13 protein-coding genes are annotated in these 18014 nt (G+C 72.4%); 3 read left to right on the forward strand and 10 right to left on the reverse strand.

What is annotated here, in order from left to right; all coding sequences use genetic code 11:
* Positions 1–184: 184 nt before the first annotated feature.
* The 5 genes from L2K70_RS14660 to L2K70_RS14680 all read right to left on the reverse strand — a co-directional run bounded on the left by L2K70_RS14660 (position 185) and on the right by L2K70_RS14680 (position 7263).
* Positions 185–1906 carry a GMC oxidoreductase gene (locus L2K70_RS14660; RefSeq protein WP_236402924.1) on the reverse strand — a complete coding sequence of 574 codons (1722 nt, stop codon included), beginning with the start codon at positions 1904–1906 and terminating at the stop codon, positions 185–187.
* The gene (locus L2K70_RS14665; protein WP_236402925.1) at positions 1907–3517 is read right to left on the reverse strand and encodes a succinic semialdehyde dehydrogenase; all 1611 of its coding nucleotides are present in this window, start codon (positions 3515–3517) and stop codon (positions 1907–1909) included.
* A 106-nt stretch (positions 3518–3623) separates the two neighbouring features.
* Complete coding sequence (locus L2K70_RS14670; protein ID WP_236402926.1) at positions 3624–5336, reverse strand: glycerol-3-phosphate dehydrogenase/oxidase; 1713 nt, start codon at positions 5334–5336, stop codon at positions 3624–3626.
* Positions 5337–5371: 35 nt separating this feature from the next.
* Positions 5372–6481, reverse strand: a complete 1110-nt coding sequence (locus L2K70_RS14675; RefSeq protein ID WP_236402927.1) for a GuaB3 family IMP dehydrogenase-related protein — start codon at positions 6479–6481, stop codon at positions 5372–5374.
* Positions 6482–6624: 143 nt separating this feature from the next.
* On the reverse strand, positions 6625–7263 hold the full coding sequence (locus tag L2K70_RS14680) for a TetR/AcrR family transcriptional regulator (RefSeq protein ID WP_236402928.1): 639 nt from the start codon (positions 7261–7263) through the stop codon (positions 6625–6627).
* Positions 7264–7347: 84 nt separating this feature from the next.
* Here L2K70_RS14680 and L2K70_RS14685 point away from each other — a divergent pair, with 84 nt between their 5' ends.
* Complete coding sequence (locus tag L2K70_RS14685; RefSeq protein ID WP_236402929.1) at positions 7348–9066, forward strand: CHAP domain-containing protein; 1719 nt, start codon at positions 7348–7350, stop codon at positions 9064–9066.
* Positions 9067–9079: 13 nt separating this feature from the next.
* On the opposite strand, the gene guaB is transcribed toward L2K70_RS14685, so the two are convergent.
* Positions 9080–10582 carry an IMP dehydrogenase gene (gene guaB, locus L2K70_RS14690; protein WP_236402930.1) on the reverse strand — a complete coding sequence of 501 codons (1503 nt, stop codon included), beginning with the start codon at positions 10580–10582 and terminating at the stop codon, positions 9080–9082.
* Between the two features lie 47 nt (positions 10583–10629).
* Here guaB and L2K70_RS14695 point away from each other — a divergent pair, with 47 nt between their 5' ends.
* Positions 10630–12162, forward strand: a complete 1533-nt coding sequence (locus L2K70_RS14695; RefSeq protein ID WP_236402931.1) for a hypothetical protein — start codon at positions 10630–10632, stop codon at positions 12160–12162.
* Between the two features lie 68 nt (positions 12163–12230).
* Here L2K70_RS14695 and groL read toward each other — a convergent pair whose 3' ends face one another.
* Both groL and groES read right to left on the reverse strand, forming a co-directional pair.
* Positions 12231–13853 carry a chaperonin GroEL gene (groL, locus tag L2K70_RS14700; RefSeq protein ID WP_236402932.1) on the reverse strand — a complete coding sequence of 541 codons (1623 nt, stop codon included), beginning with the start codon at positions 13851–13853 and terminating at the stop codon, positions 12231–12233.
* A gap of 98 nt (positions 13854–13951) precedes the next feature.
* Positions 13952–14245, reverse strand: coding sequence for a co-chaperone GroES (gene groES / locus L2K70_RS14705; protein WP_129455534.1), 294 nt, complete (start codon positions 14243–14245; stop codon positions 13952–13954).
* A gap of 201 nt (positions 14246–14446) precedes the next feature.
* Between groES and L2K70_RS14710 the strand changes: the two genes are divergently transcribed.
* Entirely contained in the window at positions 14447–15637 is a 1191-nt protein-coding gene (locus L2K70_RS14710) for a class I SAM-dependent methyltransferase (RefSeq protein ID WP_236402933.1), read from the forward strand.
* 13 nt (positions 15638–15650) lie between these two features.
* Here L2K70_RS14710 and L2K70_RS14715 read toward each other — a convergent pair whose 3' ends face one another.
* Positions 15651–17447 carry a glycoside hydrolase family 3 protein gene (locus L2K70_RS14715; protein WP_236402934.1) on the reverse strand — a complete coding sequence of 599 codons (1797 nt, stop codon included), beginning with the start codon at positions 17445–17447 and terminating at the stop codon, positions 15651–15653.
* A 58-nt stretch (positions 17448–17505) separates the two neighbouring features.
* Positions 17506–17964, reverse strand: coding sequence for a GNAT family N-acetyltransferase (locus L2K70_RS14720; RefSeq protein ID WP_236402935.1), 459 nt, complete (start codon positions 17962–17964; stop codon positions 17506–17508).
* Positions 17965–18014: the final 50 nt, after the last annotated feature.

The raw sequence follows: 18014 nt of genomic DNA on the forward strand, positions 1-18014 counted from the left end.
CCAGGGCCTGACCGGGGAGGGAGGGTGGTCAGGCCCTGGGACTTGAGTCCCCGCCACTGAGAACAGTGCCGAGATACGACGGACCCGGCCCTTGGGAGGGAGCATGACGCGCCGGATCCCTCACGTGGGCCAACGACGGGTGCGAGGGGTGGTTACGGGCACCGCCCAAGTAAATGGCCGCGGTTCAGCTGACGCCGACGATGGGCAGCCGGAGGGCCCCCGGCGCGGCTTCGGGCACGACCGGGTTCTTCGGCTCGACGGGCGCGAGCCGGCGGTAGGTCGCGCCGAGCTCGGGACGTGGATCGTCCTCGCCCTTGTTGGGCCAGAACGCCATCGCCCGCTCCGCCTGGGCGGTGATGGTGAGGGACGGGTTCACGCCGAGGTTCGCCGACACCGCGGACCCGTCGACGACGTGCAGGCCCTCGTGGCCGAAGAGCCGCTGCCACGGGTCGACGACGCCGGTGGTCGGCGAGTCGCCGATCGTGCAGCCGCCGATGAAGTGTGCGGTGAGCGGCCGGTTGAAGACCTCGCCGACGTTGCCGCCGGCCGTGCCGCCGACCGCGTCGGCGATCCGTCGGGTCGCCTCGTAGGCGATCGGGATGTAGGTCGGGTTGGGCAGGCCGTGGCCCTGCTCGCTCGTCATCCGCCAGCCGAGGCGGCCCTTGACCCACTTCGTGGTGATCGAGTTGTCGAGCGTCTGCATGACGAGCGCGATCACGGTGCGCTCGGACCAGTGCCTGAAGTCGTAGAGGTCGAAGGCCGTCCGACGCTGCTTCCACAGCTCCTTGAGCCAGGTCCGGGTCCGCGAGACGCCCGGGGTGTCGTCGGCCAGCACCGTCTGCATCAGCGCCATCGCGTTGGACCCCTTGCCGTAGCGGCAGGGCTCGATGTGCGTCACCTCGTCCGGGTGCCACGACGACGTGATCGCCACACCCTCGGTGAAGTCGGTCGTCGCGCGGGGCGCGAGGGCCCCGAGGATCGCCTCGGAGTTGGTGCGCGTCAGCACGCCCAACCGGTCGCTGACCCGCGGCAGGTCACCGTCGTTCTTGAGCTGGTGGAGCAGCTTCTGGGTGCCGAGGGCCGCCGCGGAGAAGACGACCTGTTCGGCGGTGAAGGTCTTGGTGGCGGTACGACGCGACAGCTTGGCCTTGGTCCAGCGCGTGGTCACCTCGTAGCCGCCCCCCTCGCGGGGGCGGACGCGAGTCACGGTGGTCAGCGGGTGGACGACCGCCCCGGCCTGCTCGGCGAGGTGGAGGTAGTTCTTGACCAGGGTGTTCTTGGCGTTGTGGCGACAGCCGGTCATGCACTCGCCGCAGTTGAGGCACGCGTTGCGGGCGGGCCCGACCCCGCCGAAGTACGGGTCCGCGACCTCCTCGCCGCCCTGCGCGTCGGGGCCACCGAAGAAGACGCCGACGGGGGTCGGGTGGAACGTGTCGCCGACCCCCATCTCCTCGGCGACCTGCTTCATCACCTCGTCGGACGGCGTGTGCCGGGGGTTCTCGACCACGCCGAGCATCCGCTTGGCCTGGTCGTAGTAGGGCGCGAGCTCGGACTTCCAGTCGGTGATGTGAGCCCACGACGGGTCGCGGTAGAACGCGTCGAGCGGCTCGTAGAGCGTGTTGGCGTAGACCAGCGAGCCGCCGCCGACGCCGGCACCGGCGAGGATCAGGCAGTCCTTGACCATGTCGATGCGCTGGATGCCGTACATCCCCAGCGACGGCGCGAAGAGGAAGCGCTTCGCGTCGAACGACGTCGCGGGGAAGTCGTCGTCCTCGAAGCGCGCGCCGGCCTCGAGCACGCCGACCGAGTAGCCCTTCTCGGTCAGCCGCAGCGCGGTGACCGAGCCGCCGAAGCCGGACCCGATGACGAGGACGTCGTAGTGCTGGATGTCGGGGGAGGTGGTCATTCAGGCTCGCCCCAGCTTGTTGAGCAGTCGCAGCGAGGCAGTCAGCACCTTGGCGTTGGTCTCCTCCGACATCCCGAACAGTGGCGCGATCGGCACCAGCCGCTGGGTCGCGACCGACTGCACCTCGGTGTAGCGGTGGATGCCCTCGGCGCCCTGGCGACGGCCCATCCCGGACTCCCGCATGCCGCCCATCGGCGCACCGAGGGAGCCGAAGGTCGCGCCGTAGGCCTCGTTGACGTTGACCGTGCCGCACCTGATGCGACGCGCGACCGCGCGGCCACGGGCGCCGTCGCGGGTCCAGACGGAGGCGTTGAGGCCGTACATCCCGTCGTTGGAGCGCTCGACGGCCTCGTCCTCGCTGTGGAACCGGTAGAGCGAGACGACCGGGCCGAAGGTCTCCTTGCCGAAGCACTCCATGTCGGCCGAGACGCCCTCGAGGACGGTCGGCTCGTAGACGAACGGACCGAGGTCGGGTCGCGCCCTGCCGCCGGTCAGCACGCGCGCGCCCTTGGCGACGGCGTCCTCGACGTGCCGGGTGACGGTGTCGAGCTGGGCCTGGGAGATGAGCGAGCCCATGTCGACGCTCCAGTCCTGGCTGGCCCCCAGCGTCATCGCCTGGGTGCGGGAGACGAAGGCGTCGACGAAGCGGTCGTAGACCTGGTCGGCGACGAAGAGCCGCTCCATCGACACGCAGAGCTGGCCCGCGTTGGAGAACACCGCGCGCACGGCGCCTTCTGCGGCGCGGTGCACGTCGGCGTCGCGCAGGACGAGCATCGGGTTCTTGCCGCCGAGCTCCAGCGAGCAGCCGATCAGCCGCTCGGCGCACTGCCGGGCGATGGTGCGGCCGGTCGCGGTGGACCCGGTGAAGCAGACGTAGTCGGCCCCGGCGACGATCGCGCCACCCACCTCGGGCCCGGGCCCGGCCACGACCTGCCACAGGTCGGGCGGGAAGCCGGCCTCGTCGAGCAGCTGCGCGGCGAGGAGTGCGGTGAGCATCGTCTGCGCGTCGGGCTTGGCGACGACGGCGTTGCCGGCGAGCAGGGCCGGGAGGCCGTCGCAGAGCGCCATGGTGAGCGGGTAGTTCCAGGGCGAGATGATGCCGACGACGCCCTTGGGCACGCGGTGCACCTCGGCACGGGTGAGCACGGGGAACATCCCGCCGACCCGTCGCGAGTCGAGGTGCTCGTGGGCCGTGCGGGCGTAGTAGCGAGCGGTCAGCGCGACGTGGGCGACCTCGAGGTAGGCGTCCTTGCGAGCCTTGCCCGACTCCCACACGACGAGGTCGATGAGCTCCTCCTGCCGGTCCAGCAGGATGTCGTGGAGGCGGAGCAGCGTGGCTGCGCGCTCGTCGAGCGGCGTCGCGGCCCAGGCGGCCTGCGCGTGGCGGGCCCGCGAGAAGGCCTCGCTGACGTCGCCCGCACCGGACTGGGGGACGTGCGCGAGCGGTGCTCCGCCGATCGGCGAGAAGACCGCGCGCGTCTCCCCCGTCGTGCTCACGATCCGCCGCGTGAGGGCGGCGACGTAGGACCGGTCGAGGCCGTAGGCCGCGGTGCTGTCGTGCTCGGGATCGGCCGGGCCGTCGGTGAGGGGGTTGGCGCGCTGCTCGCTCATCCTCGCAGCGTAGGTCGGGTCCGCGCGGGTTGCTACCGGTCGGTCACTTCTGTCCCGACATTTGACACATGTGCGAATTTTGTCAACGTCCGCAGCGACGGGGTCGTCAGACGATGTCCGGCGCCTTGACCCGCGCCTCGTCCGCTTCCTGGTCGGTGGGCATGAGCTGGCTCTGCCGCTCGGCCTCGACGCGCCGCAGGTAGTGGTCGACCTCGTCCTCGAGCTGCGCGTCGTCCCAGCCGAGCGCCTCTGCCATCAGCTCCGCCGCCGGTCGGGCGGCCGCGATCCCCCGGTCGAAGGTCTCGATCGACACGCGGGTGCGGCGGGCGAGGACGTCGTCGAGGTGGCGCGCGCCCTCGTGCGTGACGGCGTACAGCACCTCCACCTTGAGGTAGTGCTCCGCGCCGGGGAGCGGCTCGGCGAGCTCGGCACGCTGGTGGATCAGCGCGAGCACCTCGTCGACGAGCCCGCCGTAGCGGCCGAGCAGGTGGTCGACCATCCCGATGTCGAGGCCCGACGAGCGGCTCAGCGCCACCCGCTGGTTGCTGCGCGCCTCGAAGCCCCACGCGCCCATCAGCGGCACCCGGTCGGTGATCGACGGGGGCGCGGACCCGACGTCACGGAGTGCGTGGTCGACGGCGTCGCGCGCCATGACGCGGTACGTCGTCAGCTTGCCGCCGGCGACGAGGACGAGGCCCGGGACGGGGCTCGCGACCGTGTGCTCACGGGACAGCTTGGTGGTCTCCCCCATCTCTCCCTCCTTGCGCATCGGCTTGAGCAGCGGCCGGAGCCCGGCCCATACACCGACGACGTCGCGGTGGTCGAGCGGGTCCTTCAGCAGCCGGTTGACGTGGCCCAGCAGGTAGTCGATGTCGGCCTTGCTGGCCGCCGGGTGTGCGAGGTCGTAGTCCCAGGGCGTGTCGGTGGTGCCGATGATCCAGAACTGGTCCCACGGGATGACGAAGAGCACGGACTTCTCGGTCTTGGTGATGAAGCCGCACTCCGAGCGGATCCGGTCGCGCGGGACGACGAGGTGGATGCCCTTGCTGGCGTCGACGTCGAGCTGGGCCTCGCCGCCGAGCACCTCCTGCACCTCGTCGGTCCAGACACCGGCCGCGTTGATCACGACCCGGGCGCGCACCTCCAGGTCGCGTTCCCCCTCGAGGTCGCGGACGGTCGCCCCGACCACGCGGTCGCCGTCGCGGAGGAAGCCCGTCACCTTGGCCCGGGTCGCGACGTGCGCCCCGTTGTTGGCCGCGGTCCGGGCGATCGTCATCACCAGGCGCGCGTCGTCGACCTGGCAGTCGTAGTAGCGGATCGCCCCGTGCAGGTCGTCCGTCCTGATGTCGGGCGCCATCCGGGCGAGCTGCTTGCGGAAGACGTGCTTGTGCTTCGGCACGCCCATCTCGTACCTGCCCGCCATCGCCATGCCGTCGTAGAGCGCCACACCGGCGCCGACGTAGGGCCGCTCCCACGCGTGCTCGAGCGGGTAGAGGAACGGAACGGGCCGCACGAGGTGAGGCGCGAGCCGCGTGAGCAGGAGGCCGCGCTCCTCGAGCGCCTCCTTCACCAGCGCGAAGTCGAGCATCTCCAGGTAGCGCAGCCCGCCGTGGACCAGCTTGGACGAGCGCGACGACGTCCCGGAGGCGAGGTCGCGCTGCTCGACGAGGCCGACCTTGAGACCGCGGGTCACGGCGTCGAGCGCGGCGCCGACGCCGACGATCCCGCCGCCGACGACCAGGACGTCGAGCTCACCGGCCTCGAGCTGGGCGAGCGCGTCGGCCCGCTGGTCGGCGTCGAGGGCCTTGGCGATGCTCATGTGGTCGATTCTCTCAGGGCGTCCCAGCGGGCGGCCTAGTGCTGGACGACGACCTCGATGCGCTGGAACTCCTTGAGCTCGGTGTAGCCGGTCGTCGCCATCGCGCGACGCAGCGCACCCACGAGGTTCATCGTGCCGTCGGCGACCCGAGACGGGCCGAACATGATCTCCTGCAGCGACCCGACGGGTGCGAACTCGACGCGCTCGCCGCGGGGCAGGTCGGCGTGGGTGGCCTCGCTCCCCCAGTGGAAGCCGCGGCCGGGGGCCTCGGTGGCGCGCGCCAGCGGCGAGCCGATCATCACGGCATCGGCGCCGCACGCCACCGCCTTGGCGATGTCGCCGGAGGAGCCGATCGAGCCGTCGGCGATGACGTGGACGTAGCGACCGCCCGACTCGTCGAGGTAGTCGCGCCGGGCTGCGGCGACGTCCGCGACGGCGCTGGCCATCGGTACCGCGACACCGAGCACCGTGCGGGTCGTGTGGGCGGCGCCGCCGCCGAAGCCGACGAGGACGCCGGCGGCGCCGGTGCGCATCAGGTGGAGCGCGGCCTGGTAGGTCGCGCAGCCACCGACGATCACCGGGACGTCGAGCTCGTAGATGAACTCCTTGAGGTTCAGCGGCTCGGCCTGGCTGCTGACGTGCTCCGCACTCACCGTGGTGCCGCGGATGATGAACATGTCGACGCCCGCGTCGACCACGGCCTTCACGTGCTCCTTGGTGCGCTGCGGGGACAGCGACCCCGCGACGGTGACGCCCGCGGCCCGCATCTCCTTGAGCCGGGACGTGATGAGCTCGGGCTTGATGGGCTCGGTGTAGATCTCCTGCATCCGCCGGGTCGCCTCGGAGCCCTGGAGGCCCGCGACCTCCTCGAGCAGCCCCGTGGGGTCGTCGTACCGCGTCCAGAGGCCCTCGAGGTTGAGCACCCCGAGCCCGCCCATCTGGCCGAGCGCGATCGCGGTCGCCGGCGACATGACCGAGTCCATCGGCGCCGCGACGACCGGGATGTCGAAGCGGTAGGCGTCGATCTGCCAGGCGGTGCTGACCTCCTCGGGGTCGCGCGTGCGCCGCGAGGGCACGATCGCGATGTCGTCGAAGGAGTACGCGCGGCGGCCGCGCTTGGCACGGCCGATCTCGATCTCGGTCACGGAGGGAGCCTATCGGCGCGGCCGAGGTGGGGCAGGTCCGGCCGGGCCCCCACCCGACCGAACCTGTCCTGCCCTGCAAACCCAACCCCATATTGGATCCGGTCCGACAGTACCCAATGGTTCCAACGATCGTCTGGTTTTCCTCAAACCGGTCCGGCGCCCCAGCCGTCGACGGCCGCCCGCAGGGACCGGCGCAGCCATGCGGTGTAGCGCTCCGGTGTCCACCCGCGGTGCTCGGCGAGGGTCTGGTAGGTCTCGGCCCGGGTGAGCAGGTAGACCTCGTCGACCGCGTCCGGCGCCGGCGTCCCGGTCGCGAGGAGGCGCACGAGCTCCTCGCACACGACGGCGTGCCCGGCCTGCGCGGAGCGGACCAGCTCGCCCATGAGCGGGTCCTGCTCCGCGCCCTGCGCGAGCACCCACACGAGCGGCCCCATCGGTACGGCGATGCTGCTGGCGAACTCCACGAACCGGTCGAGCCGCACCTCGACGTCGGGCTCGTCCTCGAGGTGCAGCGCCTCGAAGGCCTGCTGCAGCGTCCCCCGCCTGCCGAAGCCGACGGACCTGAAGGCGGCCATGAACAGGCCGCCCTTGCCGTCGAAGCTCTTCGTCACCAGCTCGACCGACACGCCCGCCTCCGCCGCGACGAGCGCGACCGTCGTGCCGTTCCAGCCGTGCTGGGCGAACAGCCTCGCGGCGACACCGGCCACGTGCTCACGACGCCTCTCGGCGGCCGCACGCCTGCCGCTGGCGTCGTACTGGCGCCGGGGTGCGTCGTCGTCCACCGGGCGAGCCTAGCGAGGGGCGGTCCCGCCAGCAGTTCCGGCAAAAGGGCCACACACCTCCCGATCGGTTCCTACCGTGGACGGGTGGGGTTCGACGTACGGAGACGACTACTGGCGCGCGCGCTCGCGGCCGCCTGCCTCGCCGGCGGCCTGGTCGGGCTGTCGGCCGCTGCGGCGAGCGCCGACGACGACTACCCGTGGGCCTGGCAGGGCCAGTGCCCGATCGTCCCCCAGGAGCCGATCGTCGAGCCGACCCCAGCCCCCACGCCGAGTCCCGCCCCGTCGCCGTCCCCCGGTCCCGGCACAGGTCCGGCCGCGCCCGACGACGAGGCCCCGGTGGTCGAGCCACCTCCCCCGCCGCCGCCGGTCTTCGACCCGGTGACCGGGCACACCTACGACCCGCGCGGGCCGCGACCCACGTGCGCGCGCCGGGTGTGGTCGATCAACGGGACCATCGGCGACTCGTGGGGGTTCGTGCTGCGCAACTGCACGAGCTTCGCCGCGTGGCGGCTGCGCGAGCGCAACGGGATCGACTTCGGCAACGACTTCGGCGGCCACCACTGGGGCGACGCCCGCAAGTGGGACGACGTGGCCCGCCGCCTCGGCTACCGCGTCGACTCCGTGCCGGCGATCGGCGCGATCGCCCAGACCGACGACGGCCGCGTCGGCCACGTCGCGTGGGTCTCGGCGATCGGGCCGGGCACGGTGACGGTCGAGGAGTACAACCACGCGGTGCCCGGCGGCTACGGCGTGCGCACCGTCCCGGTCGGCGACTTCCGCTACCTCCACCTCGACGACGTGGCTCCCTCGCCGTTCATCGGCTCCGACCGGCAGGTCGTCTCCGTGCCAGACGGACTCGGCGAGTCGTGGACGGTGCGGGTCGACCGCACCGGCACGCTGCTGCTGTCCCGGCCCGGCGCACCCGCCCGTGCGATCGGTCCGCGCCGCGCCTTCTCGACCCTCGCTGCGCCGGCCCTGACCCTCTCCGGCAAGGGCCTGCCGTGGGTCGCGGCGACCACGCACGACGGCCGGGTGCTCGCCGGCACGCCACGCGACGGTCGCCTCGTCCTGCGGCGCACGGGGACGTCGGCACCCACGGCCAGCCCCGCGATCACCCTGTCCCGCACCGGTCGGCCGCTGCTCGCCGCCACCTCGCCGGACGGGACGCTGACGGTCCGACGGCTCACCCTGCACAACGGCTGGAGCCGCCCCGACCGGGTCGGGCGGGCGGGCTCGTGGGCCACCCATGTCGCACCGGTGCTGGCGCGCGATGCCTCCGGCGACACCCTGCTCGTCGCCGTCGGACGCGCCGGCGCGACCTTCGCGCAGCCGCTCGAGCGCGGTCGGCTGCAGCGACTGCCCGGAGCACCCGGGTCGGTGACGTCGACGCCCGCCGTGACCGCGACCGGCGGCGGGACGACGTACGTCCACCAGGTCGACGCCGACGGCCGGCTGCTGGTCCGCACCCTGGCCGGCCGGCACTGGAGCCGACCCGCGGTCATCGCGGGCGACTGGTCGCCCTACGCCTCCCCCGCCGTCGGGATGCTCGCCGGGCGCCTCCACGTCGCCGCGGTCGACCGCTCCGGCGCCGTGCTCGTGCGCGCGGCGGTCCCGGGCGAGCGCTCACGCGTGCCGGGCCGCGTCGGGGCCGGCGACCTCACCCGGTCGCCGGGGCTCGTCACCCGTCGCAACGCGGGTGTGTTCGTCGTCGCCGGACGCCGTACGACGCCGACGTTGCTGACGCGCCCGGCGTCGGCCGTCGTCGACTCGTCCCTGCCGACCCGGGCCGGCTTCACGCCCTGAGGCGCCGGACCCCTCAGCTGCCGCTGTAGTTGGGCGCCTCGACGGTCATCTGAACGCCGTGGGGGTGGCTCTCCTTGAGCGAGGCCGAGGTGATCCGGACGAAGCGGCCCTTGTCCTGCAGCTCGGGGATGGTGCGCGCGCCGACGTAGAACATCGACTGGTTGAGCCCGCCGACGAGCTGGTGGGCGACGGCGGACAGCGGGCCGCGGTAGGCGACCTGGCCCTCGATGCCCTCCGGGACGATCTTGTCGTCGCTGGCGACCTCGGCCTGGAAGTAGCGGTCCTTGGAGTAGGACTTCTTGCCGCGGCTGCTCATCGCGCCGAGCGAGCCCATGCCGCGGTAGGACTTGAACTGCTTGCCGTTGACGAAGACGACGTCGCCCGGGGACTCCTCGCACCCGGCGAGCATCGATCCCACCATCACGGAGTCGGCGCCCGCGACGAGCGCCTTGGCGATCTCGCCGGAGTGCTTCATGCCGCCGTCGGCGATCAGCGGGACGCCCGCCGGCTTCGTCGCCAGCGACGCCTCGTAGACCGCGGTGACCTGCGGGACGCCGACGCCGGTGACGACGCGCGTGGTGCAGATCGAGCCGGGACCGACGCCCACCTTCACCGCGTCGGCGCCCGCGTCGACGAACGCCTGCGCGCCCTCGCGGGTCGCGACGTTGCCGCCGATCACCTGGACGTGCCGGGTCGCCGGGTCGGTCTTGAGCCGCTTGACCATGTCGAGCAGCAGGTGGACGTGGCCGTGCGCGGTGTCGGCGACGAGGACGTCGACGCCGGCCTCGACCAGGGTCGTGGCGCGCTCCCAGGCGTCGCCGAAGTAGCCGATGGCCGCGCCGACGAGCAGCCGGCCGTCGCCGTCGTACGACGCGTGCGGGAACTGCTCGCCCTTGACGAAGTCCTTGACGGTGATGAGGCCGCCGAGGCGGCCCTCGCCGTCGACCAGCGGGAGGCGCTCGCGCTTGTGCGCGCGCAGCAGCCGGGTCGCCTCGTCGCGCGAGATGCCGATGTCGCCGGTGATCAGGCCCTCGCTCGTCATCACCTCGGCGACCTTGGTGGTCGCCCACTCCGCGACGGGCGTGAAGCGCAGGTCGCGGTTGGTGATGATGCCGAGCAGGTGGTTGCCGACGTCGACGACGGGGAGGCCGGACACGCGGTACTCGCCGCAGAGCCGGTCGAGCTCCTCCAGCGTCGCGTCGGGCCCGATGGTGACCGGGTTGGAGATGATCCCGGTCTGGGTGCGCTTCACGAGGTCGACCTGACGGGCCTGGTCCTCGATCGAGAGGTTGCGGTGGAGCACGCCGATGCCGCCCTCGCGGGCCATCGCGATCGCCATCCGCGACTCGGTGACGGTGTCCATCGCCGCGCTGATGAGCGGGACCCGGATCGAGATCTCGCGGGTCAGCCGCGTGGTCGTGTCGATGTCGCTCGGCGCGAGGTCGGACTCGCCCGGCAGCAGCAGCACGTCGTCGTAGGTGAGGCCCAGCGCAGCGAACTTCTCGGGGATCTCCACGCATCCATCCTACGGGCGCGCGCGGCCTCACCTGAGAGGGTGTCGGCATGGGGTCCTCGCGCGTGGTGTGGCTCGCCGCCGTGACCGCGTTCGTCGCCCGGTTCCCCGGTCTCCTGTGGCCGCTGCGACCCGACGAGGCGGGCTTCCTCCTCGTCGCCCGCTCGTGGCACCCCGAGCCCGACTCGGTCTACGGCCGCTACTTCGTGGACCGCCCGCCGCCGATCATCTGGCTGATGCAGGCGACCGATGCCGTGGGCGGCGCCTACTCCCACCGCCTGGTCGGCGCGGTGGGCTGCTCGCTGCTCGTGCTGGCCGCCGCGGCCGCCGCTCGCGAGCTCGCCCGACGGGCCGGCCTCGTCGACCCGGTCGCCGTACGCCGCGTCGCCGCCTGGGTCGCCGTCGGGACCGCGGCGCTCGTGAGCAACGCGCAGATCGACCCGGTGGCCGCCAAGGGCGAGCTCTTCGGGATCCCGCTCGTGATGGCGTCGTGCTGGCTGTCCCTGCGGGCCGTACGACGGGTCTCCGCGGGTGACGCGTTCTGGGCGGGGCTCCTCGCGATGCTCGCCGTGGGCCTCAAGCAGAGCATCGTGGGCGGGCTGGTGTTCGGCGGCGTGCTGCTCCTCGGGTCGGCGCTGGCCCGCCAGCTGCCGGTCCGCGCGACCGTGCGGTGCGCCCTGGCCGCCGTCGCCGGCGCAGCCGTTCCGGTCATCGCCGTCGTCGCCTGGGCGCTCGCGGTGGGCGTGCGCCTCGAGACGCTCTGGTACGCCTCGGTCACCTTCCGCTCCGACGCCAGCCGGACCATCGCAGCCCAGGCCTCGGAGGGCGCGACCAGCCGGATCTGGGTGCTGGTGCTGGTGTTCGTCGGCGTCGGCATGCTGCTGCTGGTCGTGTGCTTCCTGGCCCAGGTCGTGGGGCTGCTGCGCCTCGACGCCGTACCGGTCGTCGCCACGCTCGTCATGCTGGCTGTCGACGTGGCCGGCGTCGCGGTCAGCGGCAGCTACTGGACGCCCTACCTGTTCGTCCCGATCCCGCCGCTGGCACTGGCGCTCGCGCTCCTGCTGTCCCACGACCGGGTCCGTGGCACGCGGGACAGGATCAACCTCGCCGCGATCGGGTTCACTGTCGCGTCGAGCGTCGTGGCCCTCGTCGGCTGGACCGGCGGGTGGGTCGCCGGTCGCGTCCCGGTCGAGGTGCGCACGGGCGAGGCCATCGACGCGGTCGCCCGGCCGGGCGACGACGTGCTGGTCTACGGCGGCCGCGCGGACATCCAGTGGGCCACCCACGCCCGCTCGCCGTACCCCTATCTCTGGTCGCTGCCGATGCGCACCCTCGACCCCGGCCTGGAGGACCTCCGCTCGGTGCTGACGGGCAGCAACCCGCCGACGTGGTTCGTCGAGGCCAGCTACATCAACACGTGGAGCGAGCTCGGCACCCGACCGATCGAGCGCTCGCTGATCCGGAAGTACGAGTTCGTCGTCACCGCCTGCGACCGCTACCGGATCTACCACCTCAACACCGTCGACCCGGTCGACGTCGACGTGGACTGCTCGACCCCCTACCGGACGATCTGGGGGCAGTGAGCCCGGTCGCGACGCGCGACAGGCCCGCACCGGAGTCCGGTGCGGGCCTGTCGGGTGAGCGGGGTCGATCAGTGGCCGTGACCGTGGCCGTGGCCACCGCCGGCGGCCGGCTCCTCGTCCTCGGGCTTGTCCACCACGAGGGTCTCGGTGGTGAGCAGCATCGCGGCGATGGAGGTCGCGTTGACGAGCGCGGAGCGGGTGACCTTGACCGGGTCGAGGACGCCCTGGGCGACCAGGTCGCCGTACTCGCCGGTGGCGGCGTTGTAGCCGTTGCCGACGCCCAGCTCGCGGACCTTGGCGGTCACGACGTAGCCGTTCTCGCCGCCGTTCTCGGCGATCCAGCGCAGCGGCTCGTCGGCCGCCTTGCGGACCACGCGGACACCGGCGGCCTCGTCACCGGTGAGGCCGAGGTTGTCCTCGAGCACCGACACGGCGTGGATGATCGCGGAGCCACCGCCGGGGACGATGCCCTCCTCGATCGCGGCGCGCGTCGCAGAGACGGCGTCCTCGATGCGGTGCTTCTTCTCCTTGAGCTCGACCTCGGTCGCGGCGCCGACCTTGATCACGCAGACGCCGCCGGCGAGCTTGGCGAGGCGCTCCTGGAGCTTCTCGCGGTCCCAGTCGGAGTCGGTGTTCTCGATCTCGGCCTTGATCTGGTTGACGCGGCCCTCGACGGCAGTGCTGTCGCCCGCGCCGTCGACGATCGTCGTGTGGTCCTTGGTGATGACCACGCGACGGGCCTGGCCGAGGACCTCGAGACCGACCTGGTCGAGCTTGAGCCCGACCTCCGGGGCGACGACCTGCGCGCCGGTGAGGGTCGCGATGTCCTGCATCATCGCCTTGCGGCGGTCACCGAACGCGGGCGACTTCACTGCGGCGACGTTGAACGTGCCGCGGATCTTGTTGACGACCAGGGTCGAGAGCGCCTCGCCGTCGACGTCCTCGGCGAGGATGAAGAGCGGCTTGCCGGTGCCGATGACCTTCTCGAGGACCGGGAGCAGCTCCTGGATCGAGGAGATCTTGCCCTGGTGGAGAAGGATGTAGGGGTCGTCGAGGACGGACTCCATCGACTCCGGGTCGGTGACGAAGTAGGCCGAGATGTAGCCCTTGTCGAACTGCATGCCCTCGGTGAACTCGAGCTCGGTGCCCATGGTGTTGGACTCCTCGACCGTGATCACCCCGTCCTTGCCGACCTTGTCGAAGGCCTCGGCGAGCAGGTCGCCGATGTGGCTGTCGCGGCTCGAGATCGTGGCGACCGACGCCATGTCCTCGCGCGACTCGACCTCGCGGGCGGCCTCGCGCAGCGCGTCGCCGACGGCCTCGGCCGCGGCGTCCATGCCGCGCTTGAGGCCCATCGGGTTGGCGCCGGCCGCGACGGCACGCAGGCCCTCGTGGACCATCGCCTGCGCCAGCACGGTGGCGGTGGTGGTGCCGTCACCGGCGACGTCGTTGGTCTTGGTGGCCACCTCCTTGGTGAGCTGGGCACCGAGGTTCTCGAACGGGTCGTCGAGCTCGATCTCGCGAGCGACGGTGACACCGTCGTTGGTGATCGTGGGGGCGCCCCACTTCTTGTCGAGGACGACGTAGCGGCCCTTCGGGCCGAGCGTCACCTTGACGGCGTCGGCGAGGGCGTCGACGCCGCGCTCGAGCGCGCGGCGGGCGTTCTCGTCGAACTCCAGGATCTTGGGCATTGCTGTGCTCCTACGCAGAGATGAAAGGGGTTCGCCCGGACGTCATACGGAGGGGGCACACGGGCGCCCCGTCCGCATGACGTTCCGGGCGAAGGGGATCAGGAGACGACGGCGAGGATGTCGCGGGCCGAGAGGATGAGGTACTCCTGGCCGCTGTACTTGACCTCGGTACCGCCGTACTTGCTGTAGATGACCTTGTCACCCACCGCGACGTCGAGCGGGACGCGGTTGCCGTTGTCGTCGATGCGACCGGGACCGATCGCCACGACCTCGCCCTCCTGGGGCTTCTCCTTGGCGGTGTCCGGGATGACCAGGCCGGAGGCGGTGGTCTGCTCGGCTTCGAGCGTCTGGACCACGATGCGGTCCTCGAGGGGCTTGATGTTGACCGACACTTCGGATCAACCTCCACTTTCTCTTGCACGAGATTGGTTCGGGACGCTGGCCCGGGACCAGGTCGGCGCGCCGTCGCGGGGGTCGCGCCGGGGTCTCGGGCACTGGCGCTCTCGGGGTGAGAGTGCCAGAACAGACGCTAGCACTCTCCCCAATCGAGTGCTAGCGCTGGCCGCCTGTCGTCGGCCTGACAGGATGCGCGCGTGGAGATCGCGACGCTGGACTGGCTGCGCACGGGCGACGGCGAGCGCCTGATCGCACGTGCACGCGAGGCCTGGGCCGAGCACGCGGGCGACCCCGTGCGGGTCGCGAGCGTCGTACGACGTCTCGAGCCCGACGCCGAGAAGGCGGCCGCGGCCACCACGCAGGCGCAGCTGCGGGCGAGGGCGGCGGCGAAGTTCGGCGATGCGGCGGCCGCCATGTTCTTCACGCCCGACGCCCTCGAGCAGGCCACGCGCACGCGGGTCGCCGAGCACCGCGCGGCACGCCTGGCGGCAGCCATCCCCGGCGGGAGCGTCATCGACCTCGGGTGCGGCATCGGGGGCGACCTGCTCGCCTTCTCCCGGGCCGGGCTGGTCGCGGCCGGGATCGACCAGGACCCGGTACGAGTGGCGATGGCCGAGGCCAACCTGGCCGCGCTCGGGCTCGCCGGTGCCGTGATGGTCGGCGACGCGACCACCGTCGACACCGGGGGCTTCGACGCCGCCTTCGCCGATCCCGCCCGGCGCGGCGGACGCGGCCGCGTCTTCGACGTCGAGGGCTGGACCCCGCCGTGGCCGTGGGTGCTGGACCTGCTGGCCGGTCGCGCCCTGGTCAAGGTCGCGCCCGGCATCGGTCACGACCTGGTCCCCTCCGGCGTCGAAGCCGAGTGGGTCAGCGACGGCGGCGAGGTCAAGGAGGCCGTGCTGTGGTCACCCGGTCTCGCGACCGTCGACCGCCGGGCGACGGTGATCGGCGAGGGCGGGCTGGCCACGCTCACCGAGGACGACGCGCCGCCGCTCGGGCAGGACGGCGTCGACGTCCGCGACGTCGGGGCCTATCTCTACGAGCCCGACGGTGCGGTCATCCGCGCCGGGCTGGTCACCGCGGTCGCCGCCGGGGTCGGCGGTGGGCTGGTGGACGAGCACATCGCCTACGTGACCGGCGACGCGTCGTTCCGCACGCCGTTCGCGCGCGGCTACCGGGTCCTCGAGCACCTCCCCTACCGCGAGAAGCAGCTCCGCGCGGCGCTCCACGAGCGTCGGATCGGTCGGCTGACGATCAAGAAGCGCGGTGTGCAGGTGGTGCCTGACGAGCTGCGCAAGCGGCTCGCACTGAAGGGCGACCAGGAGGCGACTCTCGTCCTCACCCGGGTGGCCGGCCAGGGAACGGCCCTGCTTGTCGAGCCGTTCTGACCGCCGTCTGCGCCTAGCGTCCGCAGCCGGCGCGGGAGACGCCCGCGACCCTGACCGGCAGCCGGCCGGGAGCCTCCGCCCGGCCGAGCAGGACGTCGACCAGCACGTCCATCGCGGCGGGGGTGTCGCCGTAGGTCGCGATACGGACGGGTGCGCCGACCTGACCCAGCACCCAGGGTGAGTCCGTCGCGACCGCGACCGCACCGTCGACGGGGCCGTCGTGGTAGCCGCTGAACCCGACCTCGGTGCCGGCGGCCAGCCGGGCGTCCTCGCGCGCGGTCCACGCCTCGAGCCGGCGTTCGCGCCGGGCCTCGGCCTTCGCCCACGCCCGGACGCGCTTCTTGTAGCGCCGCAGGGGTTGCTTCTTGCGTCGCTCGGGCCTTGGTTCGGCGTCGGCGAGGTCGCTCGGCGGCGAACGGCGCAGCAGCACCTGAAGGCCCGCGCGGGCTGCGGAGGCCGCGAAGGTGCTGACCGCGCCGGGGTCGCCGTACGCATGCACGGCATCCCCGACGAGCGGCCCGGAGCACGCGCCGTCGGTGACGGTGATCGCCGCGGCCGAGAGCCTCCGTGACGCCGCGGCCGCGGAGCCGACGGGCTTGCCCGTTGCTCCCGACGCTGCGAGGTGCGTCAGCAGCGCGATCTGGCGGGCAGCCGACTGCTCGAGGCGCTTGCGGGGCAAGGACCCCGACCTGACCGCCGACACGAGCGCGGCACGCGCCACCGCGGGCGACTGCGGCATGAGCAGCACGTCGGCGCCGGCGCGGACCGCCTGGACGGCTGTACGGCCCGGTGGCCGACCGCGGGTGACGCCGGCCATCTTGAGCGAGTCCGTGACGACCAGCCCGCTGAAGCCCAGCTCGTCGCGGAGCAGCCCGGTGATGACCTTGCGCGACAGCGACGACGGCACGCGCGGGTCGACCGCGCGGAGGTCGAGGTGGCCCACCATCACCGACGGCAGGCCCGCGGCGACGGCCTCGCGGAACGGCACGAGGTCCGACGACTCGAGGTCCTCGAGCGACTTCGTCTGGACGGGCAGCGTCAGGTGGCTGTCTGCCGGGACGGAGCCGTGGCCCGGGAAGTGCTTGATGACCGGCAGGACCCCCGAGCGGGAGAACCCTTGGGCCGCCGCAACCACGTGCTCGGCCACGGTCGCAGGCTTGGACGACGCCGACCGCGAGCCGATCGTGGGATCTGCCGGGCCGGAGGTGACGTCCGCGTCGGGAGCGAAGTCGACGGTGAACCCGAGTCCGCGCAGCTCGGCCCCGCTGGCGGCGTACACCCGCTCGGTCAGGGCCGTGTCGTTGGCGGCACCGGCGCTCATGAACGTCGGGAACCGGCTCGCGGCACCGCGCAGCCGCTCGACCACGCCGCCCTCCTGGTCGACGCCCAGGAAGAGCGGCCACTTCCGTCGTACCTGCCGCGTGAGCGCAGTGTTCACACCCCTGACCTGGTCGGCCGACGCGACGTTGGAGCTGAACGCGATCACCCCGCCCAGATGGAGGTCCCGCACCATCGCTACAGGCGCGCGCGTGCCGCTCCAGTCGGCGACGATCAGCTGGCCCGCGAGGTCGGGCAAACGCAGCCGCCCGGCGATCCGTGCCGCCCGGTCGAGCTCGGCCCGGTCCGGCCCCCATCCCTCGGCCAATCCGAGCTTCTCGGAGGGGGTCGGCGGGACGGTCGGAGACGCGCTGGCCGCAGTGCTGCGAGCGCCCTCCTCCTTCTCGCCTCGCTCGTCGCCCTCTCCACTGCACGCTGCCGCGGACGCGACCAGCGCGAAGGTCGCGACGAGCGTCGTCAGGCGGGCAGGCATCCCGTCATGGTGGCACGGGCGTCGGACACGTCCCAGCCGACCGTGTCGGTGGCAGGCCTCACCTACCGTGGCGCTCCGGCCGCTCCCACGGCCAGTCGGACTCCAGCCACGACGCCACCGCGTCCGCGAGCGGCTTGTCGAGCGCGGCCCGGTCGGCCCGCACCCATGACTGCACCTGGACGTCGTGACCGTCCACCTTCGTCGGGTAGAGGTAGACGCACCCGATCACCTCGCCCGAGCCGGGGTCGAGCACGGTGAACGTGAACCCCTTGCGCGCCTCGAAGTCAGCCGCGTGCCGCGTGAGGTCGGCGAGGTTGGCCTCCGACGACATCCCGCCGGCCGGCGGCCACCTGCCATCGGGGTACCCGGGCGTCGACCTGATGTGCTCGATGCTCGAGCTCCACGCCGCGAGGTCGGACTCGTTGTGCTGCGGCCCGAGGGGCTCGAGGACGAAGTCGTCGGTCACCAGCCGGGTCGGCGGATCGAAGTCCGCGGGAACGAACGGGTCACTGCTCATGCAGCCGACGCTAGGCCGCCCACCGGAGCGGGACAACGACGTTTCCCCTC

The sequence above is a fragment of the Nocardioides potassii genome (assembly GCF_021648885.1).
In the GTDB taxonomy this organism is placed as follows: Bacteria; Actinomycetota; Actinomycetes; order Propionibacteriales; family Nocardioidaceae; genus Nocardioides; species Nocardioides potassii.